The organism is Mycobacterium sp. Aquia_216, from assembly GCF_026723865.1.
In the GTDB taxonomy this organism is placed as follows: Bacteria; Actinomycetota; Actinomycetes; order Mycobacteriales; family Mycobacteriaceae; genus Mycobacterium.
In genome coordinates this window covers 1210291-1236848 of sequence record NZ_CP113529.1, presented here as the reverse complement: position 1 = coordinate 1236848, position 26558 = coordinate 1210291, and the positions used below count along the sequence as shown (strand labels likewise).

Genomic DNA, 26558 nt, shown 5'->3' with positions numbered 1-26558 from the left:
GGGTCCGCTGATCCGACCAACCAGTCGGTCCTACGCTAGTGACGAGTCCCACACCGCAAGCGAGGTTCACGATGACCGTGACTCCCCAGGAAGCCAGCGGCCGCCCACCGGCCGGGGCCGGTTACTTCGACGTCGTCATCGTCGGCGCCGGCATCTCCGGCATCGGCGCGGCCTACCGGATCGCCGAACGCAATCCTCATATGACGTACGCGATCCTGGAGCGCCGCGAGCGGATCGGCGGCACCTGGGACCTGTTCCGGTATCCCGGGGTGCGCTCGGACAGCAGCATCTTCACGCTGTCGTTTCCCTTCGAGCCCTGGACTCGCAAGGAGGGCGTCGCCGACGGAGTGCACATCCGCGAGTACCTCTCGGCCACCGCGCGCAAGTACGGCATCGATCGCCACATCCAGTTCGACAGCTATGTCCGTTCCGCGGACTGGGATTCGTCCACCGACACCTGGACCGTCACCGTCGACCAAGGCGGCTCCGCCACGATTTATCGCAGCCGATTCGTGTTCTTCGCTTCTGGCTACTACAACTACGACGAGGGCTACACCCCGGAATTCCCCGGCATCGAGCAGTTCGGCGGCCCCGTCGTCCATCCCCAGCACTGGCCGGAGGACTTGGACTACACCGGCAAGAAGGTGGTGGTGATCGGCAGCGGTGCCACCGCCGTCACCCTGCTCCCCTCGCTCTCGGACCGGGCCGCGACAGTGACGATGCTGCAGCGCTCGCCAACCTATCTGGTGTCGGCGTCGAAGTACCGAAAGCTCGACGACGTTATTCGTACTCTGTTGCCCCGCAAGGCTTCTCACCTGGTAATCCGGATGTACAACGCCTTGACCGAGGCGGTGTTCTTCTTCTTGTCCCGCAAGCTACCGGGCGCGATCAAGTGGCTGCTGCGGCGCAAGGCGATCGACAGCCTGCCCGACGGGTACGAGGTCGACGTCCACTTCAAACCGCGCTACAACCCGTGGGACCAACGCATGTGCCTGATCCCCGACGCCGACTTGTACAACTCGATCACCCAGGGCCGCGCCGAGGTCGTCACCGATCAGATCGACCATGTCGACGCCACCGGTATCGCGCTGAAAACCGGCACGCACCTCGACGCCGACATCATCGTCACCGCCACCGGCCTCCAACTGCAGGCGCTGGGCGGGGCCGCGATCAGCCTGGACGGCGAAAAGGTCGATCACCGAGAGCGTTTCGTCTACAAGGCGCACATGCTCGAGGACGTGCCCAACCTGTTCTGGTGTGTGGGCTACACGAACGCGTCGTGGACGCTGCGGGCCGACATCACGGCTCGTGCCACCGCAAAGCTGTTGGCTCACATGTCTTCTCACGGCTACACCCACGCCTACCCACACTTGGGCGACGAGCCGATGGCCGAGAAGCCGTCCTGGGACATCGCGGCCGGATACGTGAAGCGCTCGGCGCATCAGCTGCCCAAATCGGGCACCAAGCGGCCGTGGAACGTGCGGCAGAACTACCTCGCCGACGCCCTCGATTACCGGTTCGACCGCATCGACGAAGCAATGGAGTTCGGCCGCGTTGCCGACCGGGCACCCGTGGCGGGTTAGGCCACGCTTTGTCCGGCGCCAGACCTTTCGTGAGCTATTGCGACGTGAACTGCTATTAAATGTGAGGTTTCGGCAATACGCTGGCTCCATGGCAGCCGAGAAGCGCGAACCCAAAGTCGTTGTCCTTGGAGGTGGTTCCTGGGGAACCACGGTGGCGTCCATCTGTGCACGCCGTGGGCCGACATTGCAGTGGGTGCGCTCCGAAGAGACCGCCAAGGACATCAACGAGAACCACCGCAACTCCCGCTACCTCGGCGATGACGTCGAACTGAGCGACACCCTGCGCGCCACCAACGATTTCGCGGAGGCCGCCAACTGCGCCGACGTCGTCATCATGGGTGTGCCCTCACACGGGTTCCGCGGCGTGCTCACCGAACTCGGCAAGGAATTGCGACCCTGGGTGCCGGTGGTGTCGCTGGTCAAGGGGCTCGAGCAGGGCACCAATATGCGGATGTCGCAGATCATCGAGGAGGTACTACCCGGTCATCCGGCGGGCATCCTGGCCGGCCCGAACATCGCCCGCGAGGTCGGCGAGGGCTATGCCGCCGCGGCCGTGCTGGCCATGCCCGACCAACATCTGGCCACCCGACTGGCAGCGTTGTTCCGCACCCGGCGGTTCCGCGTGTACACCAGCGACGACGTCGTCGGTGTCGAGATGGCCGGAGCGCTGAAGAACGTCTACGCCATTGCGGTCGGAATGGGTTACTCGCTGGGCATCGGCGAGAACACCCGCGCGCTGGTCATCGCGCGGGCGCTGCGCGAGATGACAAAGCTGGGCGTGGCATTGGGCGGAGATCCGGAAACCTTTCCCGGACTGGCCGGCCTGGGCGACCTGATCGTCACCTGTACCAGCCAGCGCAGCCGCAACCGTCACGTCGGGGAACAACTGGGCGCGGGCAAGCCGATCGACGAAATCATCGCATCGATGAATCAGGTCGCCGAGGGGGTCAAGGCCGCCAGTGTCGTCATGGAATTCGCCAATGAATTTGGCCTGAGCATGCCGATCGCCCGAGAGGTCGACGGCGTAATCAACCACGGTTCGTCGGTCGAGCAGGCCTACAGCGGGCTGATCGCCGAAGTCCCCGGCCATGAGGTGCACGGCTCCGGGTTCTAGTCGAGGCCGAACAGCCCCAAGCCGCTGGGCAATTCGCGACCGCTGAGCTTTTGAACCACCCACTGGTTCATCGAGACGTGTTGCTCGATGGCCTCGCGGGCCAGGCGCGCATGCAGTTCGCGCGAGGTTCTGACGACGAACGTGCCGGTGTATTTGCGTTCGCTCAGGGGTGGCGGCGCCGGGCGCTCGAACTCCCGCATTTCGACCAGTCTTTGGTCGACGGCCGCGGTGATCGCGGTGATCGCGTCGTGCGCTGTTGCGGCGCGTTCGTGCAGGAACGGCAACTCGAGACAGACGCCGATGTAGTCGTCGTAGTCGGGCGACCATTCCACCCGGTAGGTGTAGTGGTTCACGCAAGGAACGAGAACGCACGCATGGTCCCGGCAGCGCCGGGCGCGGGCTAGGCAGATCGGAAGCGCAGCGCCACGCCGTTCATGCAGTAGCGCAGGCCGGTCGGCGCTGGGCCATCGTTGAAGACGTGACCGAGGTGGCCGCCGCAACGGCTGCAGAGCACCTCTGTGCGCGCCATGCCCATGGTGTTGTCCGACTGCTCGAGTACCGCGCCGCTCAGGGCTCTCCAGAAGCTCGGCCAGCCGGTGCCGCTGTCGAACTTGGTGGTCGACGAGAACAGGTCCTGTCCACAGCCCGCACATCCGAAGGTCCCGGACCGGTGCTCATCGTTGAGCGGGCTGCTGTAGGGCTGCTCGGTGGCCGCGGTACGAAGCACGGCGTACTGCTGTGGCGTCAGAAGTTGCCGCCACTCCGCGTCGCTGTGATTGACCTCGAATGTTTTGGGCGAGGGCGCGCCGGCCGCGCTGGCTGCAGTCACTACGCCACTCCCGACGAGCACGCCGAGACCCGCGGTACCGAGCAGCATCCGCCGCCGGGTCAGAGCGGGTCGCGGTGGTATCGGGGCGGTCATCTTGCCAGCATAGGCCGATCGCGCGGCGGGTCGACCGAGCTCGATCACGCGAGCGATAGCGGCCGCGTCAGCCCCGCGCCATCGCTTCCAGGCGGCGGATGCGGTCTTCGATCGGCGGATGCGTAGAGAACATCGACCCGATGCGCTCACCCGCACGGAACGGGTTGGCAATCATCAGGTGCGCCTGGCTGGCGAACTGCGGCTCGGGCGGCAACGGGGCCGCCTGCACGCCGGCGGAAATCTTGCGCAGGGCCGACGCCAAGGCCAGCGGGTCGCCGGTCAACAACGCGCCCGACTCGTCGGCCTGGTATTCCCGCGACCGTGACACGGCCAGCTTCACGACGGTCGCCGCGACCGGGCCCAGTAGCGAAACCAGCAGCAGCGCAAAGGGATTCTCGCCATCGCGGTTGCCGCCGAACATGCCGGCCCACAGGGCCATATTGGCCAGGGCGGTGATCACACCCGCCAGCGCGCCGGCCACACATGAAATCAGGATGTCGCGGTTGTACACGTGCGACAGCTCGTGGCCCAGCACGGCGCGCAGCTCACGTTCGTTGAGAATGTCCAGAATGCCGGTGGTGCAGCAGACCGCGGCGTTGCGCGGGTTGCGTCCGGTGGCGAACGCGTTGGGCGCGTTGGTGTCGCTGATGTACAGCCTGGGCATCGGCTGGTGTGCGGCGGTGGCCAGCTCGCGCACGATCCGGTAGATCACCGGCGCCTGGAGTTCGGAAACCGGCTGGGCATGCATCGCGCGCAATGCCAGCTTGTCGCTGTTGTAGTACGTGTAGACGTTCATGCCGATGGCGAACATCAACGCCAAAAACATCGCCGTCCTGCCGAACAGCGAGCCCACGAACACGATCATCGTGGACATACCGGCCAACAGCAGGAAGGTCTTTAGCCGGTTGGCATGCGGATGCCAGGTCATCGCCGTCCTCCTTGAAAAGACCGGGGGAACTCGTTCATCGCTTGACTGCTGTCAATTGAACGCACCGGATGACCGTCCGGGTTCCACGACCCGCTAGCCGTGCCGGCTGATCGTGTAGTCGACCAACGTCTCCAGCGCCCGCCGGCCGGCGACGTCGGGCAAAAATCCCAGCTCTTGGCGGGCTTTAGCGGCGTACTGCGCCAGAAATTCCTTGGCCTGGGCCATCCCCGGCGACGCCCGCAAGAGCGTCAGCGCCTCGGCCACCGCGGCGTCGTCCTCGACGGGCCCGGCCAGCAACTCGCGCAGGCGATCGCCGTCGGGCCCGGGTTGCTGCAGCGCGTAGACCATCGGCAGGGTGTGCACGCCTTCGCGGATATCGGTGCCGGGCAGCTTTCCCGATTCGTGCGAGTCGCTGTCGATGTCGATGATGTCGTCGGAGATCTGAAACGCGGTGCCCACGATGCCGCCGAGCCGGCTCAGCCGGGCGACCTGTTCGTCGTCGGCTCCGGAGAACATCGCGCCGAACTGACCGGCCGCGGCGATCAGACAGGCCGTCTTCTCGTACACCACCTTCAGGTAATGCTCGATCGGATCCTTGCCTTCCACGACACCACGGGTTTCGCGCATCTGCCCGGTCACCAGCTGAGCGAATGTTTCGGCGATGAGCCGCACCGCGTCGGGCCCCAGCCGCGACACCAACCGCGACGCCGTCGCAAAGAGGTAGTCGCCGGCCAGGATCGCGACGTTGTTGCTCCAGCGCACATTGGCGGTCTGAGCACCGCGGCGGACCTCGGCCTCGTCCATCACGTCGTCGTGGTAGAGCGTGGCCAGGTGCACCAGCTCGATGACCGCGCCGGCGATCGTCACCTCCGGCGCATCCGGGTTCGGCCCGATCTGCGCTGATAGCACGGTGAACAACGGCCGGAACCGCTTCCCGCCGGCCTTGAACAGATGCGTCAGCGAATCGGTCATGATCTCGTCGGCACTGCGCAGCTCGACATCCATGAGCTGCTCGATCTTCGCGACGCCGTCTCGCACCGTCGTGGCGAACGCGGCGTCGCCAAAATCAATACCCGCCACCACCGTCGCGGGAGCCTTCACCCGACCAGCCATATTCGCCGGAGTACTCACGCGACCAACATACTGGTGAGCGTGGACACGAAGGCCTCCGGAGCCGAAGTGGTGGTCGTGGGTGCCGGACCTGCCGGCTCGGCGGCTGCCGCCTGGGCCGCTCGCGCGGGCCGCGACGTACTCGTGGTCGACTCGGCCAGCTTTCCGCGCGACAAGCCCTGCGGCGACGGGTTGACACCGCGCGCGGTCGCCGAATTGGAGCGGCTGGGCCTGGGCGACTGGCTGGACACCCGCATCCGGCATCGGGGCTTGCGGATGAGCGGGTTCGGCAGCGAGGTGGAAGTGGATTGGCCCGGCCCGTCGTTCCCGTCGACCGGTAGCGCGGTGGCCCGCCTAGAGCTGGACGACCGGATCCGCAAAGTCGCCGAAGAGTCCGGGGCGCGCATGATGCTTGGCATCAAAGCCGTTGGTGTGCACCATGACTCATCGACGCGGGTGACCTCGGTGCTGTTGGCCGACGGTACCGAGGTGAGTTGCCGCCGGCTGATCGTCGCCGACGGGGCCCGCTCCCCGCTGGGCCGCAAGCTCGGCCGGCGCTGGCATCAAGAGACGGTGTACGGCGTCGCGGCCCGCGGGTACCTGACCACCCCGCGCAGCGAGGACCCCTGGCTGACATCGCATCTGGAGCTCCGGTCCCCCGACGGCGCCGTGTTGCCCGGCTATGGCTGGATCTTCCCGCTGGGCAACGGTGAGGTGAACATCGGCGTCGGCGCATTGTCGACGTCGAAACGGCCGGCCGACCTGTCGCTGCGACCGCTGATCTCCTACTACACCGACCTGCGCCGCGACGAGTGGGGCTTTAGCGGTGAGCCGCGGGCAATCTCGTCGGCGCTACTGCCGATGGGCGGAGCGGTTTCCGGTGTGGCCGGGCCGAACTGGATGCTGATCGGCGACGCGGCGGCCTGCGTGAACCCGTTGAACGGCGAGGGCATCGACTACGGACTGGAGACGGGACGGCTGGCCGCCGAGCTGCTGGACTTAGGCGACGTGTCCAAGGTGTGGCCGTCGCTGTTGGCCGACCACTACGGCCGCGGCTTCTCGGTCGCGCGCAGGCTGGCGCTATTGCTGACCTTCCAGCGGTTCCTGCCCGCGACGGGGCCCATCGCGATGCGGTCCAGCACGCTGATGACCATCGCGGTGCGGGTGATGGCCAATCTGGTCGCCGACGAGGATGCCGACTGGGTAGCGCGAGCGTGGCGCGGCGGCGGGCGATTCTCCCGGCTCGTCGATCGCCGAACACCGTTCAGCTAAACCAACTTTTCTACCCGGTAATGCGACATGCGCACAATATCAACTTTGTTGACATATATCAGGGTGGTTGATATATCTGGAGGTATGACTCAGCCAACTGATTTCGAGTTCGAAACGGCCTACCGCGGTGAATCCGCCCAATTCGGCGCGGGCGCCCGCCCGCCCTGGAGCATTGGCGCCCCGCAACCGGAACTGTCCGCGCTGATCGACCAGGGCAAGTTCCACGGTGACGTGCTCGACGTGGGCTGCGGCGAGGCCGCCATCTCACTGACACTGGCCGAGCTCGGCCACAACACCCTGGGGCTCGACCTCTCGCCCACCGCCATCGACCTGGCTCGTCGCGAGGCCGAGAAGTGGGGCCTGACCAACGCCACCTTCGAGGTCGCCGACATCAGCTCGTTCACCGGGCATGACGGCCGGTTCGGCACCATCGTCGACAGCACCTTGTTCCACTCCATCCCGGTCGAGGCGCGCGAGGGTTACCAGCAGTCGATCAGCCGCGCCGCCGCTCCCGGCGCCTCTTACTTCGCCCTGGTCTTCGACAAAGCGGGCGCACCCGAGGGCCCAGTCAACGCGGTGACCGCCGACGAGCTACGCGACGCGGTGTCGAAGTACTGGGTCGTCGACGAGATCCGGCCGGCCCGCATCTACGCAAATCTCCCCGACAACGCGCCCGATATGCCGTTCGTCGGAGTGCGCGATGAACCCAATGGTTTGAAGTCGGTCAGCGCTTGGCTGTTGACCGCTCATCTTGGCTGATCGGCCGTGAGCGAGTCGTTATCGCGGTGTATAGTCCGGCTAATGAGGGGTACCAAGCTGCTTGCAGGCGTCGCCGTGGCGGCGGCCGCCACCATCACGCTGGGCGCGCCGGCACTGGCCGACCCGACGACGCCGCCGCTGCCGCCGCCGGCGCCGACGCCGCTGCGGACTCCGTCGCCACCCAGCGACTACGACGCCCCGTTCAAGCAAACCGTCAACGGCTTCGGCATCTACCAGCCGCAGGACCAGCTCGCGTGGCTGGGCAAGATCACCTGCGATCGGCTGGGCAGGGGCGTGGACCACGACGCGTACCAGTCCGCCAACTTCATCCAGCACAACCTGCCGCGGGGCACCAGCCAGGGCCAGGCGTTCCAGTTCCTCGGTGCGGCCGTCGACCACTACTGCCCGGACCAGGTGGGCGTGGTCCAGGCGGCCGGCAACCACCCCAACTAGTCAGCGCAGGGGCTTATGCCCCGCATGTAGGGCCACGATTCCGCCGGTCAGATTGCGCCACCGCACGCCCGACCATCCCGCTTGCGTCATCTGCTCCGCCAATGCGGCCTGATCGGGCCACGCCCTGATCGACTCCGCGAGATACACGTAGGCATCGGGATTGCTGGACACCGCCCGGGCCACCCGCGGCAGCGTCCGCATCAGATATTCCTTGTAGACGGTGGCGAACAACGCGTTGGTGGGCGTGGAGAATTCACACACCACCAGCCGACCGCCGGGCCGGGTGACACGGGCCATTTCCCGCAGTCCCGCCCGCGGGTCGGCCACATTGCGCAACCCGAAACTGATTGTGACGGCGTCGAATACGCCGTCGGCGAACGGCAGCTTGGTGGCATCCCCGGCGACCTTCGGCACCTTGCGCGCACCGCCGGCTGCGAGCATCCCGACCGAGAAATCGGCCGCCACACACCAGGCCCCGGATTTCTCCAGCTCCACCGTGGACACCGCGGTACCCGCCGCGAGGTCGAGCACCTTGTGGCCGACTCCGATGCGCAGCGCCGAGCGAGTGGCCCGCCGCCAATACCGGTCCTGGCCTAGTGACAGCACGGTGTTGGTCAGGTCGTAGCGACGGGCGACGCCGTCGAACATCGACGCGACCTCACGGGGATCCTTGTCCAGGGCCGCTCGACTCACGACGATGACGCTACCCGGCCCAATCTCACCGGTTCGGGAATGGTGCGCCGACGAATGCGTTACACAACGGCGTGAGCGAAAAAGTTTGGTTTATCACCGGTACATCACGTGGCTTCGGACGGGAGTGGGCGATCGCCGCCCTGGAGCGGGGCGACAAGGTCGCCGCCACCGCGCGCAACACCGCATCGCTGGACGACTTGGTCGCCAAGTATGGCGACGCGTTATTGCCCATCCGGCTCGACGTCACCGACCGCGACGCGGATTTCGCAGCGGTCAAGCAGGCCCATGACCACTTCGGACGGCTGGACATCGTGGTGAACAACGCCGGCTACGGCCAGTTCGGGTTTGTCGAGGAACTATCCGAGCAGGACGCACGCGATCAGATCGAGACGAATGTGTTTGGGGCCCTGTGGGTCACCCAGGCTGCGTTGCCGTACCTGCGCGAGCAGCGCAGCGGCCACATCATCCAGGTGTCGTCGATCGGGGGCATCACCGCGTTTCCCCTCGTCGGCATCTATCACGCGTCCAAGTGGGCGCTGGAGGGCTTCTCGCAGTCGCTGGCCCAGGAGGTCGCGCCGTTCGGTGTGCACGTCACGCTGATCGAGCCGGCCAGCTTCGCCACCGACTGGTCCGGCCCGTCGGCGAAGACCGCCGAGCCGCTACCCGCCTACGACGAGCTGCGCGCCACCGTTCACGCCGAACGCAGCCGGCGCTGGGCTGCTGCGGGCAACCCGGAAGCATCGGCCGCCGCGCTGCTGAAAGTCGTAGACGCCGAGGAGCCGCCGCTGCGGGTGTTCTTCGGTGCTTCGCCGCTGCAGACCGCAAAAGCCGACTACGAGAACCGGTTACGGACGTGGGAGCAGTGGCAGCCGGTCGCCGAATTGGCACAGGGCTAGCGTCGAATCGTCACTCGCCTTGCGCGTAGCGCCGTTGCGAGATGCGGGCCCGCGCTCTGGCGATAGGGGATTGCACGGCGGTGTAGTGGCCGAGCAACTCCTCACAAATGGCGGGCCAGGTGCGGGCGAGCACGCTCTTGCGGGCGGCTTGCGAGTAGCGAGCGCGTTCTTGCAACAGGTGGCTCACCGCGTCGGGTAGTCGCTGCTCGAATTCGTCGACCCCCAGCAGCAATCCGGTGCGCCACGGGGTGACGAGGTCACGCGGTCCGCCGGCGTCGGGAGCGATCACCGGCAACCCGGAAGCCAGCGCTTCCTGCACGACCTGGCAAAAGGTTTCGTGTTCGCCGGTGTGCACGAAGACGTCCATGCTGGCATACGCCGCGGCGAGGTCGGCCCCGTACATGGCACCGGTGAAACGCGCTGTGGGCATTGTTGATCGGAGTTTTTGTTGGTCGACACCATCTCCGACGATGACGACTTGCACGTCGCCTGCGGCCGCCAGTCCGGCGAGGCGCTCCACGTGCTTCTCCGGCGCCAGCCGGCCAACGAAACCGACGATCGGTTTGCCGTCCGGCGACCAGTGCCGCCGCAGCTCCTCGTCGCGCGCCGACGGCGCGTACCCCATGATATCGACGCCGCGAGCCCAGTGGTGGACCCGCGGAATTCGATGCGCGACAAGCGATTCCATCGTCGCGGTGGATGGCGCCAGAGTGCGGTCGGCCAGGCGGTGCAGGTGGCGGAACCACGCCCACGCCGCCCGCGTCGTGATTCCGATTCCGTAGCTCTCGGCGAAACCCGGAACGTCGGTCTGGTAAACGGCGACCGTCGGCACCCCGAGGTGGCGCGCGGCCAGCACCCCGCCATAGCCCAGCAATGCGGGCGACGCGAGATGCATCACATCAGGCTGGAATCCGCGCAGCACCTTCAGCAGTCGAGGCCTGGGCACGCCGAGCGGCAACGTGGTGACCTTCGGGAACATCCGCGACGACACCCGGTGGACCCGGATGCCGTCGTGAATACGTTCGGCGGGCGGTTCACCGGGCGGGGTGTCGGGAGCAACGACGAGTGCCTCGTGGCCGGTTCGACGCAAATGCTCCAGCACTCGAATTACTGAATTACTGACACCGTTGACATGTGGCAGGAAAGACTCTGCGACGATCGCAACGCGCACAGGACCATAGTGTCAGCACTGCCTGTCGATAAGGTTGCGGACGGGCATACGGGGCGCGAAATCTGCTGCTTAACGCGTTATGCAGCTTTGCTGTCCACATTTTCGGCCGCATCGCGGCGGTCCAATCGCTTGTCGAGCAGCGCCAGGCCTACCAGCACAACCATCGCGACCAGCCAGCTGACGACCGCGATCGACCCCGCCGGGATTATCGCCAGCCCCGCGTTGCGGTGCTGTACCCGTACCAAGTTCGGGTCATTTTTGTTGTATTCGACGTATATCCGCATACCCGTGGCTAATTCGGACGGATACAGCACGCCGAGCTCGGGTCGGTAGGTGACTCGCTCGGGTGTGACGAATTCGATGGTGGACCGGCGCGGGCCCGCGCTGAGCACCTCCGCCTGCGCGACACCCATGTTGTGCCGAATCGCAAGGTCGTTTCGCCAGGCGCCGGCCACCAGCAGCACCGACTGCAGCGTGACCAGACAAGCGATGATCAACACGGCGATCCGGCTCAGCCGCAGCGCAATTCGCGCCGGGGTGGTCGGCGGTTCATCGTTTCGGCCTTGGATCAAAATGCGCAGCAATGTTTTTAGCGACTTCACAGCGCGGCCTTGATGGCGGCATGGAGCCCTCGCAGCGAGGACCGGTCCGCCTTGACCTCCAACACCCGCATGCCTGCGCCGGATTCGTTGAGCACCGCGTCCAACTCGTCGACCTCGATCTGGCGGCTTTCGACATGATATGCGCGGCACAATGCGCCGACGTCCACATCGTGCGGCGTGCCGAAGATCCGCGCGGACACGTCGGAGAACCTCGGGTCGCCCTGCTCGAGCAATTCGAAGATGCCGCCGCCATTGTCGTTGGACACCACGATGGTCAGGGCCCGCGGCGTCGGTTCGGTGGGACCGATCAGCAGCCCGGAGCTGTCGTGGACGAACGTCAGGTCGCCGATCAGCGCGACGGTGCGGGCCGGGTTGTCCCCGACGCCGCTGCGTTCGTGGGCCAGTGCCGCCCCGATCGCGGTGGACACCGTGCCGTCGATGCCGGCGACGCCGCGATTGGACCGGACCCGGATGCCGTCGGTGGACAGGCCCACCAGGGCGGCGTCGCGGACCGGGTTGGAGGCCCCGAGCACGAGCTGGTCTCCCGACCGCAGCGCATCCGCCACGGCCGCGGCCACGTGCAGGCCGGTGGTCAACGGGTGCGCGGCAAGCTGGTCCCGGACCGCCGCGACCGCGTGCCGGTTCACCTCCGCGCACCGATCCAGCCACGCCTGACTGGGCGTCCCGGCCGTGACCGCCCGGGTCCCGGTTGCCTGCGAATTGCCCGACACGTCCGGCCAGCGCGGTCCGGTGGTCAATGCGTACACCGGCACTTGGGGGTCGGCCAGCAGTGCCGACACCGGGCGATGCAGGGTCGGGCGGCCGAGCATGATCACCTGCTTCGGGCGCAACAGGCTCAGCGCCAGCGGGTGCAGCGGATTGGCCGCGGCCGGGGCGGTCGGTTCGGCGACCGTCGGCAGCTGCGCGAGGGTGGGCTGCACGCCGGCGCCGTGGCCGGCGATGACGACGGTGTCGGGCGTCAGGTCGATGTCCAGCGGCTGGTCGAAGGTGACCGGCGGCATGTAGGTCCACGGCAAGCCGGCGGGGCGGCCCTGCGGCAGCACCGCGCTGTGCGGTGCCGGATCCGGCACCAGGGGCTCGCGCAGCGGGATGTCGAACTGCACGGGCCCGGCGTTGGCGGTGCGAGAACCCGTGGCAGCCGCCAGTACCCGGCAGGTGGCCGACCGCCAGGTCGCGTTCAGCGAGTCCAGCCGCTCCGGCGCGTCCTCGGCCAGACCCAGGCTGATGGTGGCGCGCACCTGGGTGCCAAAGTAGCCAAGCTGCTCCATGGTCTGGTTGGCCCCGGTGCCCAGCAATTCGTAGGGCCGATTGGCCGACAGCACGATCAGCGGCACCCGTGCGTAATTCGCCTCGACGACCGCCGGGCCGAGGTTGGCCACCGCGGTGCCCGAGGTCATCGCGATACACACCGGCGCGCCGGCGGCGATCGCCAGGCCGATGGCCAGATAGCCGGCGGTGCGTTCGTCGATGCGTACGTGCAACCGGATCCGGCCGGACCGATCGGCGTCCTGCAATGCGAACGCCAGCGGGGCGTTTCGCGAGCCGGGGCATAACACCACGTCGCGGACGCCACCGCGGATCAGCTCGTCAACGACGACGCGAGCCTGGGTCGTCGAAGGATTCACCCTTACAGGGTGTCACAGCCCGCTCACCGCGCGGCGAGCGTGGAGAACTCACACCTCGGAGAAGAACTTCAGCGCCACGCTGTTGACCGCGTCCGGTCGCTCCAGGAACCCGAGATGGCCGGCGTCGGGTATCTGCACGTAGCGGCCGTTGGGCAAGGCGTCGGCAACCTCGCGCCCGAGGTGGGGCGGCGTGATCACGTCGTCGGCGAAGCCCATCACCAGCACCGGGGTGGCAATGCCGCGATACGCCGCGAGACGGTTGGTCTGCGGCGACACACTCAGCTGAGTGCGCAGCCCGGGGGTGCGTTTGACCGGCCAGGTCCGAAACATTGTGATCCAGTCGGCGACGAGCACGTCGTCGTTGATCGTCTTGCGCGAAAAGTTTTCGAGCACACGCACTTTCGCTTCGTACGCGGGCGGCAGCTCGGTGTTCGACGCGTAGAGCTGGGACTCGCCGTCGTGAAAACCCTGTCGAGCTCGGTCCAGGCGGCCGCGGGTGGCCATCAGCACCGCGGCCCGCACCAGCTCGGGGCGCACCACCATGAGTTCCTGCGCGATGTAGGCGCCCATCGACACCCCGACAATGCGCGCCGGGGCGGCGCCCAGGGATTCGATCAGGGCCGCGGTGTCGTCGACCATCGTTTGCGTGGTGAACCCTTCGGCGCTCTCCGTGGCACCGATGCCGCGATTGTCGAAGGTGATGACGCGATATCCCGCAGCCGTAAACGCCGGAACCTGATGCGGTAGCCAGGTGCGCCCGGGTCCGCCACTGCCGGCGATGAAGACCACGGGCTCACCGCTGCCGCGGTCGTCGTAAGCCAGGTTGATCACTCGAACGACGGTACAAGGAACGGATAGCAGGCCTTGACCCGGTCGATCCACCACTGCCGGCGCGCGGGCGGTGCCTGCAGCTCCCGCAACCGCGCGGGATCGGGCGTGACGGGCCCGACGGCCAGAGCTCCGTCGACGGGCACACCGGCGACCACGTCTTCGAGGAACAGTCCACCGGTGCCGAGCCCGCAGGCATGCCGCAGTTCCGGTAGCGCCGCCGCGGCGGTCAGCCCGGCCGCGATGCCCACCGCCGAGTCGAGCGCGCTGGAGACGACGATCGGGACGTCGATTTGCGCGGCGATGTTCAGCAGGGCCGAAACCCCGCCCAGCGGAGCGACTTTCAGCACCGCGATGTCGGCGGCGCCGGCGCGGACCACGGCCAACGGGTCGCCGGCCTTGCGGATGCTTTCGTCGGCCGCGATCGGCACGTCGATCCGCCGTCGCAGCTCGGCCAGTTCGTCGACGGTGGCGCAAGGCTGTTCGAGGTATTCCAGCGGGCCGTAGGCGGTCAGCACGGCCGCGGCCTGCACCGCCTGTTCGACGGTCCAGCCGCCGTTGGCGTCCACCCGCACCGTCGGAATCAGTGCGCGCACCGCATTGACCCGGGCGATGTCGTCGGTCAGCGCCTGTCCAGGTTCGGCGACCTTCACCTTGGCCGTCCGGGCGCCGGGAAAACGGGCCAGCACCTCGCTCACCTGGACGGCGGGCACGGCGGGCACGGTGGCGTTGATCGGGATGCGCTCGCGGCGCACCGGCGGCGGCTCCCGGTAGGCGCCCTCGATGCCCGACGCCAGCCACGCCGACGCCTCCGCGGGCCCGTATTCGATGAAGGCCCCGAATTCGCCCCACCCCGCGGGGCCCTCGATCAGCGCGACCTCGCGGGTGGTGATGCCGCGAAACCGCACGCGCATCGGGAGCGCCACCACATGCAGGCGCTCCAAAAGGTCCCGCAGCTCCGGCAGAAAAGGGTGAGTCACCGCGGGTAGACCTGGCGGCCCGCCAGATACGTCGCGCGCACGTCGAGGTCGGCGATCTGCTCGGGCGGCACCGTGCGGGGATCGGCGGACAGCACCACCAGGTCCGCGTACTTGCCGACCTCGAGCGAGCCGATGACGTCGTCGGCGAACAATTGCCAGGCGGCGTCGATGGTCTGGGCCCGGATCGCCTGATCGACGGTCAGCCGCTCCTCGGGTGCCAGCACCCGGCCGCTCGGCGCCGTCCGGGTCACGGCCACGCTGATATTGCGCAGCGGCTCCTCCGGCGTCACCGGCGGGTCGTTGTGCAACGAAATGCGCATCCCGGTGGCCACCGCGGATCCTGCCGGCATCCATCGGGATCCGCGCTCCTCGCCGAACAGCCCGTCGACGATGACGTCGCCCCAGTAGTGGATCTGGTCGACGAAGATGCTGCAGGTGACCCCGAGGTCGGCGGCCCTGCGCAGTTGCTCGGGCCGGATGGCGCCGACGTGCTCGAGCCGCAGCCGGTGGTCGTCGCGCGGATTGCGGCGCAGCGCCTCTTCGTAGACGTCGAGGATGGTGTCGACGCCGGCGTCGCCCTGCACGTGGCAGGCCATCTGCCAGCCCAGCGGGTAGTAGGCGGCGACGATCTCGCGCAGTTGCTCGGCGGTGTAGTTGGCGCATCCACACGAGCCGGGCGGGATGCCGATCGACCGGGTGGCCTCGGTGTCCAGGTAGGGAAACGACAACGCGATATTGCCGATCCAGGGCGACCCGTCCACCCAGATTTTGATGCCGACCTGACGCAGTATGTCGTCGCCCTGGCCGGGCGTGGCGGCCGTGGACATCTGCGGGTTGGAGACCTCGTAGGTGCGCAACCGGACGGTGAGCTGGCTGTGCAACTGGGCGACCAGCGGCCCGAAGTTCGGGTCGAACGCCATCTCCGAACAGGTGGTCAATCCGGCCCGGTTGAGCCGGTCGCACTCGGCGAGCAGCATCGCCGGGTAGCTGTCGGCCGAGACGGCGCCGCCGAGCAGCGGGAACACCGCGGCAATTTCCTCGGCAGTCCCGTCGAGCTCCCCGTCGGCGTCGCGGCCGTACTTGGCGCCCTTAGGGTCCGGGGTGTCGCGGGTCAGGCCGTTGAGTTGCGCGGCGTGCGAGTTGAAGAAGGCCTTGTGCCCGGAGTTGTGGATGATCACCAGCGGGCCGTCCGGCGCGATGTCGTCGAGCCAGGCCAGCGTCGGCTCGGGCAGGCCCGACTGCAGCAGCGCGTCCCAGCCGTTCAGGTAGGCGCCCGCCGTTCCGCGTCGCGCAACCTCGCGACGGATCGCCGCGACGACGTCGTCGGGACTCGGGAGGGTGACGGGGCGGATATCCACGATCCGGTCCGACAGCGCGACGGCCTCCATCAGCGGATGGCCGTGTGCCTCGATGAATCCCGGCATCACGCACCCGTCGCCGACGTCGATGGTTTGGGTGTCCGGGCCGATGAAATCGGCGACGTCAGCGCGGCTGCCGACGGCGACGATACGGCCGTCGGCGATGGCGAGCGCCTCGGCGGTGGGCCGCGCGTCGTCGACGGTTAACACGGTTCCGGTGATGACGACATCTGCGGCGGCCATGAGCCCAGAGCCTAGTGATGGTCGCGGTGTGTCAGGGTCTTGCTGACCGGAATTGCAACACGTTCTAGTCTGACCCAATGAGTGACGATCTGTTGCGCCATCCGACCCACAACGGCCATCTGCTGGTGGGCGCGCTCAAGCGCCACAAAAACCGGCCGGTGCTATTCCTCGGCGACACCACGCTGACCGGAGGACAACTGGCCGAGCGAATCAGCCAGTACACCCAGGCGTTCGAGGCGCTCGGCGCCGGCACCGGCGTCACCGTCGGGCTATTGGCGCTGAACCGCCCCGAGGTGCTGATGATTCTCGGCGCCAGCCAGACCCAGGGCTATCGGCGCACGGCCCTGCATCCGCTCGGCTCGCTGGACGACCACGCCTATGTGCTGTCCGACTGCGGTGCCAGCTCGCTGATCGTCGATCCCAACCCGGCGTTCGTCGAACGCGCGCTGGGACTGCTGGAAAAGGTCGACTCGCTCAAGCAGATTCTGACTATCGGCCCGGTTCCCCAGGCCCTCGACGGGGTGGCCGTGGACCTGTCGGCCGAGGCGGCCAAGTACGAACCCAAGCCGCTGGTGGTTGCCGAGCTGGCGCCGGACCACATCGGCGGTATGGCCTATACCGGCGGCACTACCGGCAAGCCGAAGGGCGTGCTGGGCACCACCGGGAACATCGCCACGATGACGCAGATTCAGCTCTCCGAATGGGAGTGGCCGGAAAGTCCGCGGTTCTTGATGTGCACGCCGCTGTCGCACGCCGGCGCCGCATTTTTCACCCCGACCGTGGTGAAGGGCGGCGAGATGGTCGTGCTGAGCAAGTTCGATCCGGCCGAGGTGCTGAAAACCATCGAGGAGCAGAAGATCACGGCCACCATGCTGGTGCCGTCGATGCTGTACGCGCTGATGGATCACCCGGATTCGCACACCCGAGACCTGTCGTCGCTGGAGACCGTCTATTACGGCGCGTCGGCGATGAACCCGGTCCGGCTGGCTGAGGCGATCCGGCGATTCGGCCCGATCTTCGCCCAGTACTACGGACAGTCCGAGGCGCCGATGGTGATCACCTACCTGGCCAAGGGCGAGCATGACGAAAAGCGGCTCACCTCCTGTGGACGCCCGACGCTGTTCGCGCGGGTGGCGCTGCTCGGCGAGGACGGCAAGCCGGTCCCCCAGGGCGAACCCGGCGAAATCTGCGTCAGCGGGCCGCTCTTGGCGGGCGGGTACTGGAACCTGCCGGAAGCGACCGCGGAGACGTTCAAGGACGGCTGGCTGCACACCGGCGATATGGCGCGCGAAGACGAGGACGGCTTTTACTTCATCGTCGACCGGGTCAAGGACATGATCGTCACCGGTGGTTTCAACGTCTTCCCGCGCGAGGTCGAGGACGTCATCGCCGAGCACGCGGCCGTCGCCCAGGTGTGCGTGGTCGGCACCCCGGACGACAAGTGGGGCGAGGCCGTCACCGCGGTGGTGGTGCTGCGCGCCGACGCACCCCGCGACGATGCCGCCATCGAGGCCATGACCGCCGAGATCCAGGCCGCGGTCAAGGACCGCAAGGGCTCGGTCCAGTCACCCAAGCGCGTGGTCCTCGCGGACTCACTGCCGCTGACCGGGCTGGGCAAACCGGACAAGAAAGCCGTCCGGGCGCAGTTCTGGGAAGGCGCCGCCCGCTCCGTCGGCTAGTTTTCTTCACCACCGCCGAGTTCCCGGCTAGCCGGGAACTCGCGGCCCAGCGCCCGCCTAGCCGGGCGTTGGCTGGGGCTTATCGCGCGAAGCGGGCGATTACCTGGCCGGCGAAGTCAAGCATCTGGTCAAGGGTGGGGAACATTGCGAAGGCATCCACGATCGCCTCATCAGCACCGGCCGCGGCGAGGCGCTCGAGCCTGCCGGCAACCGAGTCAACGGACGTGCCTGTTTCGAGGTTGATCCGCATGGCCGTCTTCAGCGCGTCAGGATCGCGGCCTGTGTCCTGAGCCGCACGACGCGCAACCGACCACAAGTGGTCGGTGACCTCGTCCTGCAGCCCCTCGACCCCGAGCCAGCCGGTGCCGCTGCGGCCGACCCGGCGCATCGCGGCCGCACTGGCACCGCCGATCCAGATGGGCGGACCGCCAGCCTGGGCCGGGCGCAGATCGGCGTGGACCGGCGGTAGCGAGAAGAACTCGCTGTCCCACGACACCGGAGTGGTCGTCCACCACTCGTGCAGGAACGCCAGCACGTCGTCGAGCATCTGCCCGCGCCGGTGCCAGTCCGCGCCGCGAGCGATGTCGTGTTCGTCCTTCATCCATCCGATTCCCACGCCCACGTCAAGGCGGCCGTCGCTGAGCACGTCGAGCGTGGTCAGCAGCCGCGCCAGGTGAACCGGCTCGTAGTAGAACGTGCTGAGCGTGCTGGCGTTGAGCCGCATCCGGCTGGTCGCCGTCGCGGCGACCGTCCACAGCAAGACCGGATCGAGGTAGCGGGTCATCTGCGGCGGGTACGGCTGCTCTTTGCCCGGGTAGACGCTGTGCATGTCAACTGGCGTAACCAGGCGATCGCCGACCCACACCGTGTCGTAGCCGAGGTCTTCGAGTCCTCGGCAGAACTCACTCAGACCAGCGGCGCTGCTGATAGCCGGCCCGACTATGGGAAGCGCGAAACCAAGCTTCATGGCGAGAGTCCTCCCTATTTTTAGGTGATCCATCAACTATTGCTAATGCCCACGGCGTCCCTGTTCGTTAACGGCCTGGAACCCGGGCGGTGCGGCTCAACCGGGAACCGTGACGCCGAGGGCGAAGTCGAAGTTCCCCACCCCGTGTCGGGCAAGGCCCATCATGACCAGGCCCGTTCCTTCCAGCCAGTGCGCCATGTTCAAGCCGCCGACGTCCAACGGGCGCAGCCCAAGGCTCTTGATGAACTCCGCCACACCCGCCTTGACAGGCGCGTCGTCGCCGGCGATGAAGACGTCGAGCGGCCGGCCTTGGGCCAGGACGACACCGAAGATGGTGTTGAAGGCCTTCACCACGCTGGCGCTGGCCGGGGCCGCCTTCGCAACCTCCTGCGCGATCGAGGTGTCATCGGCGATGGCCAGCCCGTCGGCCGCGGAGTTGAAGGGGTTGCTGATGTCGACGATCACCTTGCCCGCGAGGGCATCTCCATACTGCGCGACCACCGGAACGACGTTGGCGTAAAGCAGGGCCACGATGACGATGTCCCCGGCCGGAACGGCGCCGAACTCTCCTGTCGTGGCACTTCCGCCGAGAGCCTTGGCCAGGTCGGCGGCCTTGGACTGATCGCGGCCGATGACCTCGACGGAGTTGCCGCCCGTTACTGCCAGCGCGCCGATGGCGCGGGCCATGTTCCCGGTGCCGATGATGCTGATGCTGCTCATGAGTTGTCCCGTCCTAACTGACGATCCAAAAAGGTTGACAGCTCAACCTTAAAGGAGGTTTGTTGATGCGTCAACCAATCGGATAGCATGGGGCTGATGGAACCGAACTGGCTGAGCCCCGACGAAGACCGCGCCTGGCGGGCCTTCCAGCACGCGAATCATCAGCTCGCCGTGCACCTGAACCGGGGCCTGCAGGAGTCGGGCCTGTCGGGGGCCGACTACCAGGTCCTGGCGGTGCTGTCGGAGCACGAAGGGGACCGCATGCCCGCGCGCGACCTGTGCAACACATTGGGCTGGGAGAAGAGCCGTGTCTCGCACCAGGTGCGGCGCATGCAGAGCGACGGGCTGATCTGTCGCGAGCCCAACCCCGACGACGCCCGCAGCACCATGGTCTGTCTGCTGCCGGCTGGCCGCGCCGCCATTGAAAAGGCGGCGCCGCGGCACGTGGAGGACGTCCGCCGGAACTTCATCAACCTGCTCACCCCGGCTGAGCTGGATATGCTCGCCGCCCTCAACGAACGAGTCCTACGCCACCTGGCCACCAAAGACGACGACTCCCCCGCTGAGGACGAGCCCGCATAGCCGGGCGTTGGCTTGGGCTTATCGCGCAATGCCGGCGACCAGCAGGTCGAGCATGCGGCCCGTCTGCTCCGGCGAACCGCTGGCCAGAAAGATGCCGATCAGGCTGGACACCACGTCGTCGGCCTGCACGTCGGCTCGCAGGGTCGCGTCGTCGGCACCGGCCCGCAACAGTCTCTCGACTGCTCCGACGATGCTGTGGCGAGTTTGACTGGGCTCCATCGCGCCGGAGTCGAAGATCGCGTGCAAGGACTCCGCCATCCCGCGCTTGGCCGCGACGAAGTCGGCATAGCGGTCCATCCAGTGCCGCAGCGCGGTCGCCGGCGGATGCCGCCCGATTAACTCCTCAGCTGCCGCCGCCACTTCGGCGAGCTCAGCCCGGTAGATCGCCTCGACCAGGGTCTCGCGGTTCGGAAAATGGCGGTAGAGCGTGCCGATGCCGACACCAGCGTCGCGGGCGATCGACTCGAGCGATACCGGCCGCCCTTGCGCCGTGGCGAATGCCGCGGTAGCCGCCTCCAGCAGCCGTTCGCGGTTGCGGCGCGCGTCCGAGCGTTCGGCCAAGCGGAGGCTCCTCCGGTTTTGTTAGGCTGACGGAAGCGGAGGGTCCTCCGCATTTTTCCAGTCTGGCACAAGGGAGCACCATGACGGACGCACCACGGACCGGCGGTACCGGCGGCCTCGGTACCGCGACAGTTGCCCGGGTCGGCTACGGCGCCATGCAACTGTTCGAGGCCACGCCCGAGGATGCGGCGGCCGTGCTGCGGCGCGCCATCGAGCTCGGCGTCAACCACATCGACACCGCGTCGTTCTATGGCCCCGGCGAGGTGAACCGCCGCATCCGCGACGCGCTGGCCCCCTACCCGGACGAGCTGGTCATCGTCAGCAAGGTCGGTGCGCGATACACCGGCGAAGAACCGATACCGCTGGCCGCCGCCCAGAAGCCCGCCGAACTCCGCGCCGCGGTCGAAGACGATCTACGCCAACTCGGCCTCGAGCACATCCCCGTGGTGAATCTGCGGCGCCTGGACCTCGGTCCGGGTTTGGCTGCCGAGGGCGACCAAATCGTCGACCTCGACGACCAACTGGCGGAGATGATCGCGCTGCGTGACGAGGGCAAGATCGGCGCGATCGGCGTCAGCGCCGTGCCGCTCGACGTGGTGCGGCGCGCGGCGCCGGCGGGCATCGCCTGCGTCCAGAACGCCTACAGCCTGCTTGACCGCGCCCAAGAGAACACGCTCGGCTTCTGCGCCGCCGAGGGCATCGCCTGGGTGCCCTACTTCCCGCTGGGGTCGGCCTTCCCGGGCTTCCCCAAGGTCGCCGACAACGCAGTGGTGGTCGACATCGCCGGCACACTCGGCGTCACCGCCTCCCAGGTCGGACTGGCCTGGGTGTTGGCGCATGCGACCAACGCGTTGCTGATTCCCGGCACCCGGTCGATCGCGCACCTCGAAGAAAACATCGGCGCCGGGCACGTCGCGCTGGACGCCGAGGCTCTGGCCCGGCTGGACGCCGTCGGTACTACGGAGCCCCGGCCCCGCGGTGCCGAGCCCTTTCAGAGGTAACGTCGCTGCCTATGGCAAGTGGCAAACCGATCAAGCCGCCCTGGTGGCTGAAGCCGGCGAACAAGCTCTTCATCCAGATGTCGCGGCTGGGAATGAGTTTCGGCGGCGAAAGCCCCGTCGTGCTGACCGTGCACGGACGTAAATCGGGACGCGAGCGCTCGACCCCGGTGACGCCGATGACTGTCGACGGCAAGCAGTACGTCGTCGCGGGATTTCCCGGCGCCGACTGGGTGGCCAACGTACGGGCCGCCGAACAGGCGACCGTGGCCCGCGGCCGCCACACCCAGCGGGTGCGGATGGTCGAGTTGTCCGCCGCCGATGCGCGACCGATTCTGCGGCTGTTCCCGACAGAGGTGCCCACGGGTGTGGGATTCATGAAGCGGTCTGGACTCGTCACCGAGGGCAGTCCCGACGAGTTCGAGAGTCTGGCGGGCCGCTGCGCGGTCTTCCGCCTGGACCCCGCATAGGAGCTGAACAGCCTTGAGCGACAACCCATTTGATCCGCAGGCGTGGCGGCCCGTCGACGGTTTCGACGACCTGACTGACATCACGTATCACCGGCACGCGGACGACGCCACGGTGCGGGTGGCATTCAACCGGCCCGAGGTGCGTAACGCGTTCCGGCCGCACACCGTCGACGAGCTGTACCGGGTGCTCGATCACGCCCGCATGTCTCCCGACGTCGGCGTGGTGTTGCTGACCGGCAATGGCCCGTCGCCGAAAGACGGCGGCTGGGCGTTTTGCTCAGGCGGTGATCAGCGCATCCGCGGGCGCTCGGGGTATCAATACGCCTCCGGCGAGACTGCGGACACCGTCGACGCCGCCCGCGCCGGCCGACTGCACATCCTCGAGGTGCAGCGGCTCATCCGCTTCATGCCGAAAGTGGTCATCTGCCTGGTCAACGGGTGGGCCGCCGGCGGCGGCCACAGCCTGCACGTGGTCTGCGATCTGACCCTGGCCAGCCGCGAGCACGCCCGCTTCAAGCAGACCGACGCCGACGTCGGCAGCTTCGACGGCGGCTACGGCAGCGCGTATCTGGCCCGTCAGGTCGGCCAGAAGTTTGCCCGGGAGGTCTTCTTCCTGGGCCGGCCCTACACCGCGGAGCAGATGCACCACATGGGCGCGGTCAACGAGGTCGTCGATCACGTCGACCTCGAACGCACCGGCATCCAGTGGGCGGCCGAGATCAACGCCAAATCCCCGCAGGCGCAACGAATGCTGAAGTTCGCGTTCAACCTGCTCGACGACGGCCTGGTGGGCCAGCAACTGTTCGCCGGTGAGGCCACCCGGCTGGCCTACATGACCGACGAGGCCGTCGAGGGCCGCGACGCGTTCCTGGAAAAGCGCGCCCCGGACTGGAGCCCCTTCCCGCGCTATTTCTAGGGCCGCGCCCATCGACTTCCGGGGCCGAGCCCATCGAGACTGTAAAGCTGCGGCGGAAGTTCGAGTAGCGGGCTGCAGGGTTACAGGCTCGCGAAACTAGACTTCGGGCCTGTGAGCAAGAGTCCGCTTCGCCGGTTCGCCGACCAGATCGTGCTGGCCAGCATGCGGCCGCCCATCTCGCCGCAAGTGCTCGTCAACCGGCCCGCCATCAAGCCGATCGACCTGGAGGGGAAGCGGATCCTGCTGACCGGGGCATCCTCGGGAATCGGCGAGGCCGCGGCCGAACAGTTGGCCGGCCGCGGCGCCACCGTGGTGGTCGTCGCCCGCCGCCAAGAACGTCTCGACGCGCTGGCGGACCGGATCACGTCGGCGGGCGGAACGGCCCTGTCGATCGCGTGCGACGTCTCGGACATGGACGCCGTGGACGCCCTGGTCGCCGAGGTCGAAAACCGCCTCGACGGGGTCGACATCTTGATCAACAATGCCGGCCGGTCCATCCGCCGGCCGCTGGCCGAGTCGCTGCAGCGCTGGCACGACGTCGATCGGACCATGGTGCTCAACTACTACGCGCCGCTGCGGCTGATGCGCGGGCTCGCGCCGGGAATGCTGCAGCGCGGCGACGGCCACATCATCAACGTCTCCACCTGGGGAGTGTTGTCGGAAGCCGCGCCGCTGTTCGCCGTCTACAACGCGTCGAAGGCCGCCCTGTCGGCGGCGAGCCGCATCGCCGAAACCGAGTGGGGGCCACTGGGCGTGCACTCGACGCTGCTCTACTACCCGCTGGTGGCCACCCCGATGATCGCTCCCACCAAGGCCTATGACGGATTGCCCGCGCTGACACCCGAGGAAGCCGCCGAATGGATGGTTACCGCGGCCCGCACCCGGCCGGTGCGGATCGCGCCGCGGATGGCGATCGCCGCCAGGGCGCTGGACATCGTCGGCCCGCGCGTGGTGAACACGATCATGCAGCGCCAGAACCTCCAACCCAGCCGCGAACCCGGCAGCTGAGCCGGGCCGTCGCCTCGGGCGGGGCGACCCGAGACCAACGTGATAGACACGAGCTATGGAGATCCTGTTCAGCCGGATGCTGCTTCGGCCGGCTGACTATCAGCGGTCGCTAGCGTTCTACCGCGACGAAATCGGCCTGGCCATCTACCGCGACTATGGCGCGGGCACAGTCTTTTTCGCGGGCCAGTCTTTGCTGGAACTGGCCGGCTGGAGCGACACCGACGATTCCCGGGGGCCCTTCCCCGGTGCGCTGTGGCTGCAGGTCCGCGACATCGAGGCAACCCAGGCCGAACTGACGGGCCGCGGAGTGCCGATTGCCCGCGAGGCGCGTCGCGAACCGTGGGGCTTGAAAGAGATGCAGGTGACCGATCCGGATGGCATCACGCTGATCTTCGTCGAGGTCCCCGGAGACCACCCCTTACGCCGCGACACCCGAGGTGAACAGCAGGGAACGTCCGGTTAACTGACAGGTAACATCTGGCGACTAGTCGAGATATACCTGCGATTACGTTCCGCGAGCATTCGACAATTTAATTCCCCAACCATCAGAATCAGGCGCTGTGGACATACAACTGTTCCTCTTGATCATTGTCGTAGTAACGGCATTGGCTTTCGATTTCACCAACGGCTTCCACGACACCGCGAACGCCATGGCGACCTCCATAGCCAGCGGCGCGCTGAAGCCCAAAACAGCCGTCGCGCTCTCCGCTGCGCTCAACCTGTTGGGCGCCTTCTTGTCGACCACGGTCGCGGCAACGATCGCCAAGGGCCTCATCGATTCCAGCATCGTGTCGCTGGAGCTGGTGTTCGCCGGGCTGGTCGGCGGCGTCGTCTGGAACCTGCTGACCTGGCTCCTCGGCATCCCCTCCAGTTCCTCGCACGCCCTGATCGGGGGCATCGTCGGTGCCACGATCGCGGCCGTCGGCGCGCATGGGGTGATCTGGTCAGGCGTGATGTCCAAGGCGATCATCCCGGCCATCGTGTCGGTGTTCCTGGCCCTCTTCGTCGGCGCCGTCGCGACCTGGGCGGTCTTCCGGATCACCCGCGGCCTGCAGCAGGAGCGCACCGAAGCCGGGTTCCGGCGCGGCCAGATCGGCTCGGCGTCGCTGGTCTCGCTGGCGCACGGCACCAACGACGCGCAGAAGACGATGGGCATCATCTTCCTGGCGCTGATGTCCTACGGCTCGGTCAGCAAGAGCGCCGCGGTCCCGCCGCTGTGGGTCATCGTGGCCTGCGCCCTGGCGATGGCCACGGGCACCTACCTCGGCGGCTGGCGGATCATTCGCACCCTGGGCAAGGGACTCGTCGAAATCACGTCGCCGCAAGGCATGGCTGCCGAATCATCCTCGGCCGCAGTCATTTTGCTGTCAGCTCACTTCGGCTACGCACTGTCGACCACCCAGGTCTGCACCGGCTCGGTGATGGGCAGCGGGCTGGGTAAGCCCGGCGGCGAGGTGCGCTGGGGTGTGGCCGGCCGCATGGCGGTGGCATGGCTGGTGACGCTGCCGTTGGCCGGACTGGTCGGGGCGGTCACCTACTGGATCGTCCACTTCATCGGCGGATACCCCGGCGCCGTCGTCGGCTTCGGCCTGCTGGTCGCCGTCTCTGCCGTGATCTATGTGCGGTCGCGCAAGAACAAGGTCGACCACAACAACGTCAACGCCGAGTGGGAAGGCGACCTGACCGCCGGTCTCGACGACTCCGATAAGCCGCCCAGCGGAAGCGCCAAAGTAGGCGCCTCGTCCGGCTCCGACGACGTGAGCGTGGGGAACCTCTGATGAGTCAACTGAGCGAGTGGTTCAACTACGAGGCCACCCTGAAGATCCTGCTTTTCAGCATGCTGGCCGGCGCTTTCCTGCCGGGGCTGTTCGCCGTCGGGATCCGGCTGCAAGCGGTGGGCGCGGGAGATACCGCCAGCGGCGGCGAGAAGAATCCGGTGCTATCCGGCCTCGCCTGGGTGATCTACGGGCTGGTTGTCGCCGTGATCGTCATCGGTGTGCTGTTCATCGCGCGCGATTTCATTGCGCATCACACTGGGTATCCGTTCCTGGGGGCCAAGCTTAAGTAGCATCGAATCGTCGTCCACCGAACTACCGAGC

Annotated in this window: 29 protein-coding genes; 15 read left to right on the top strand and 14 right to left on the bottom strand. The window is 67.3% G+C overall.

Annotated features, from left to right (window positions below; translation table 11 throughout):
• Positions 1-71 precede the first annotated feature (71 nt).
• A complete protein-coding gene (locus OK015_RS05930) occupies positions 72-1583 on the top strand; it encodes a flavin-containing monooxygenase (protein WP_268129958.1) in 1512 nt (503 codons plus the stop codon).
• 88 nt (positions 1584-1671) lie between these two features.
• The gene (locus OK015_RS05925) at positions 1672-2697 is read left to right on the top strand and encodes an NAD(P)H-dependent glycerol-3-phosphate dehydrogenase (RefSeq protein WP_268129957.1); all 1026 of its coding nucleotides are present in this window, start codon (positions 1672-1674) and stop codon (positions 2695-2697) included.
• Here OK015_RS05925 and OK015_RS05920 read toward each other — a convergent pair.
• The 4 genes from OK015_RS05920 to grcC1 form a co-directional block, all read right to left on the bottom strand.
• On the bottom strand, positions 2694-3050 hold the full coding sequence (locus OK015_RS05920; RefSeq protein ID WP_268129956.1) for a type II toxin-antitoxin system HicB family antitoxin: 357 nt from the start codon (positions 3048-3050) through the stop codon (positions 2694-2696). The genes OK015_RS05925 and OK015_RS05920 overlap by 4 nt on opposite strands.
• A gap of 47 nt (positions 3051-3097) precedes the next feature.
• The gene (msrB, locus tag OK015_RS05915) at positions 3098-3619 is read right to left on the bottom strand and encodes a peptide-methionine (R)-S-oxide reductase MsrB (RefSeq protein WP_268129954.1); all 522 of its coding nucleotides are present in this window, start codon (positions 3617-3619) and stop codon (positions 3098-3100) included.
• A gap of 67 nt (positions 3620-3686) precedes the next feature.
• On the bottom strand, positions 3687-4547 hold the full coding sequence (gene htpX / locus OK015_RS05910; protein WP_268129953.1) for a zinc metalloprotease HtpX: 861 nt from the start codon (positions 4545-4547) through the stop codon (positions 3687-3689).
• Between the two features lie 93 nt (positions 4548-4640).
• Positions 4641-5648 (bottom strand): nonaprenyl/(2E,6E)-farnesyl/geranylgeranyl diphosphat synthase, encoded by a 1008-nt coding sequence (gene grcC1 / locus OK015_RS05905; protein ID WP_268132477.1) that lies wholly within the window; start codon positions 5646-5648, stop codon positions 4641-4643.
• 51 nt (positions 5649-5699) lie between these two features.
• Between grcC1 and menJ the strand changes: the two genes are divergently transcribed.
• From menJ to OK015_RS05890, 3 genes are all read left to right on the top strand, one after another.
• Positions 5700-6929, top strand: coding sequence for a menaquinone reductase (menJ, locus tag OK015_RS05900; RefSeq protein WP_268129952.1), 1230 nt, complete (start codon positions 5700-5702; stop codon positions 6927-6929).
• A gap of 84 nt (positions 6930-7013) precedes the next feature.
• Positions 7014-7688 carry a class I SAM-dependent methyltransferase gene (locus OK015_RS05895; RefSeq protein ID WP_268129951.1) on the top strand — a complete coding sequence of 225 codons (675 nt, stop codon included), beginning with the start codon at positions 7014-7016 and terminating at the stop codon, positions 7686-7688.
• A 42-nt stretch (positions 7689-7730) separates the two neighbouring features.
• Positions 7731-8141, top strand: coding sequence for a DUF732 domain-containing protein (locus tag OK015_RS05890; RefSeq protein WP_267732083.1), 411 nt, complete (start codon positions 7731-7733; stop codon positions 8139-8141).
• On the opposite strand, the gene OK015_RS05885 is transcribed toward OK015_RS05890, so the two are convergent.
• Positions 8142-8834 (bottom strand): demethylmenaquinone methyltransferase, encoded by a 693-nt coding sequence (locus tag OK015_RS05885; RefSeq protein WP_268129950.1) that lies wholly within the window; start codon positions 8832-8834, stop codon positions 8142-8144.
• A gap of 71 nt (positions 8835-8905) precedes the next feature.
• On the opposite strand from OK015_RS05885, the gene OK015_RS05880 reads away from it, so the two are divergent.
• Positions 8906-9730: an SDR family oxidoreductase gene (locus tag OK015_RS05880; RefSeq protein ID WP_268129949.1), complete on the top strand. Its 825-nt coding sequence runs from the start codon at positions 8906-8908 to the stop codon at positions 9728-9730.
• A gap of 10 nt (positions 9731-9740) precedes the next feature.
• Here OK015_RS05880 and OK015_RS05875 read toward each other — a convergent pair whose 3' ends face one another.
• From OK015_RS05875 to OK015_RS05850, 6 genes are all read right to left on the bottom strand, one after another.
• Positions 9741-10901 (bottom strand): glycosyltransferase family 4 protein, encoded by a 1161-nt coding sequence (locus tag OK015_RS05875; protein ID WP_268129948.1) that lies wholly within the window; start codon positions 10899-10901, stop codon positions 9741-9743.
• A 77-nt stretch (positions 10902-10978) separates the two neighbouring features.
• Positions 10979-11503, bottom strand: a complete 525-nt coding sequence (locus tag OK015_RS05870) for a DUF3592 domain-containing protein (protein ID WP_268129947.1) — start codon at positions 11501-11503, stop codon at positions 10979-10981.
• Entirely contained in the window at positions 11500-13149 is a 1650-nt protein-coding gene (menD, locus tag OK015_RS05865) for a 2-succinyl-5-enolpyruvyl-6-hydroxy-3-cyclohexene-1-carboxylic-acid synthase (protein WP_268129946.1), read from the bottom strand. The genes OK015_RS05870 and menD overlap by 4 nt, the downstream gene beginning before the upstream one ends.
• A 48-nt stretch (positions 13150-13197) precedes the next feature.
• A complete protein-coding gene (locus OK015_RS05860) occupies positions 13198-13980 on the bottom strand; it encodes an alpha/beta fold hydrolase (protein ID WP_268129945.1) in 783 nt (260 codons plus the stop codon).
• A complete protein-coding gene (locus tag OK015_RS05855) occupies positions 13977-14891 on the bottom strand; it encodes an o-succinylbenzoate synthase (protein ID WP_268132475.1) in 915 nt (304 codons plus the stop codon). Before OK015_RS05855 ends, OK015_RS05860 begins: the two co-directional genes overlap by 4 nt.
• 62 nt (positions 14892-14953) lie before the next feature.
• The gene (locus OK015_RS05850) at positions 14954-16558 is read right to left on the bottom strand and encodes an amidohydrolase (protein ID WP_268129944.1); all 1605 of its coding nucleotides are present in this window, start codon (positions 16556-16558) and stop codon (positions 14954-14956) included.
• A gap of 77 nt (positions 16559-16635) precedes the next feature.
• Here OK015_RS05850 and fadD8 point away from each other — a divergent pair, with 77 nt between their 5' ends.
• Entirely contained in the window at positions 16636-18237 is a 1602-nt protein-coding gene (gene fadD8, locus OK015_RS05845) for a fatty-acid--CoA ligase FadD8 (RefSeq protein WP_268129943.1), read from the top strand.
• Positions 18238-18316: 79 nt separating this feature from the next.
• On the opposite strand, the gene OK015_RS05840 is transcribed toward fadD8, so the two are convergent.
• A complete protein-coding gene (locus OK015_RS05840; RefSeq protein ID WP_268129942.1) occupies positions 18317-19204 on the bottom strand; it encodes a TIGR03619 family F420-dependent LLM class oxidoreductase in 888 nt (295 codons plus the stop codon).
• A gap of 96 nt (positions 19205-19300) precedes the next feature.
• Entirely contained in the window at positions 19301-19924 is a 624-nt protein-coding gene (locus OK015_RS05835) for an NADPH-dependent F420 reductase (protein ID WP_268129941.1), read from the bottom strand.
• A 96-nt stretch (positions 19925-20020) separates the two neighbouring features.
• Between OK015_RS05835 and OK015_RS05830 the strand changes: the two genes are divergently transcribed.
• On the top strand, positions 20021-20506 hold the full coding sequence (locus OK015_RS05830; protein WP_268129940.1) for a MarR family winged helix-turn-helix transcriptional regulator: 486 nt from the start codon (positions 20021-20023) through the stop codon (positions 20504-20506).
• A gap of 18 nt (positions 20507-20524) precedes the next feature.
• On the opposite strand, the gene OK015_RS05825 is transcribed toward OK015_RS05830, so the two are convergent.
• Positions 20525-21067, bottom strand: a complete 543-nt coding sequence (locus OK015_RS05825) for a TetR/AcrR family transcriptional regulator (protein WP_268129939.1) — start codon at positions 21065-21067, stop codon at positions 20525-20527.
• 80 nt (positions 21068-21147) lie between these two features.
• On the opposite strand from OK015_RS05825, the gene OK015_RS05820 reads away from it, so the two are divergent.
• The 7 genes from OK015_RS05820 to OK015_RS05790 all read left to right on the top strand — a co-directional run bounded on the left by OK015_RS05820 (position 21148) and on the right by OK015_RS05790 (position 26527).
• Positions 21148-22068 carry an aldo/keto reductase gene (locus tag OK015_RS05820; protein WP_268129938.1) on the top strand — a complete coding sequence of 307 codons (921 nt, stop codon included), beginning with the start codon at positions 21148-21150 and terminating at the stop codon, positions 22066-22068.
• An 11-nt stretch (positions 22069-22079) separates the two neighbouring features.
• Positions 22080-22535 (top strand): nitroreductase family deazaflavin-dependent oxidoreductase, encoded by a 456-nt coding sequence (locus OK015_RS05815; RefSeq protein WP_268129937.1) that lies wholly within the window; start codon positions 22080-22082, stop codon positions 22533-22535.
• A 13-nt stretch (positions 22536-22548) separates the two neighbouring features.
• Positions 22549-23451, top strand: a complete 903-nt coding sequence (locus tag OK015_RS05810) for a 1,4-dihydroxy-2-naphthoyl-CoA synthase (protein WP_268129935.1) — start codon at positions 22549-22551, stop codon at positions 23449-23451.
• A gap of 111 nt (positions 23452-23562) precedes the next feature.
• Positions 23563-24459: an SDR family oxidoreductase gene (locus OK015_RS05805; protein ID WP_268129934.1), complete on the top strand. Its 897-nt coding sequence runs from the start codon at positions 23563-23565 to the stop codon at positions 24457-24459.
• A gap of 55 nt (positions 24460-24514) precedes the next feature.
• On the top strand, positions 24515-24922 hold the full coding sequence (locus OK015_RS05800) for a VOC family protein (RefSeq protein WP_268129932.1): 408 nt from the start codon (positions 24515-24517) through the stop codon (positions 24920-24922).
• A 97-nt stretch (positions 24923-25019) separates the two neighbouring features.
• Positions 25020-26237 carry an anion permease gene (locus OK015_RS05795; protein WP_442791210.1) on the top strand — a complete coding sequence of 406 codons (1218 nt, stop codon included), beginning with the start codon at positions 25020-25022 and terminating at the stop codon, positions 26235-26237.
• The gene (locus OK015_RS05790; protein WP_268129931.1) at positions 26237-26527 is read left to right on the top strand and encodes a hypothetical protein; all 291 of its coding nucleotides are present in this window, start codon (positions 26237-26239) and stop codon (positions 26525-26527) included. Before OK015_RS05795 ends, OK015_RS05790 begins: the two co-directional genes overlap by 1 nt.
• Positions 26528-26558: the final 31 nt, after the last annotated feature.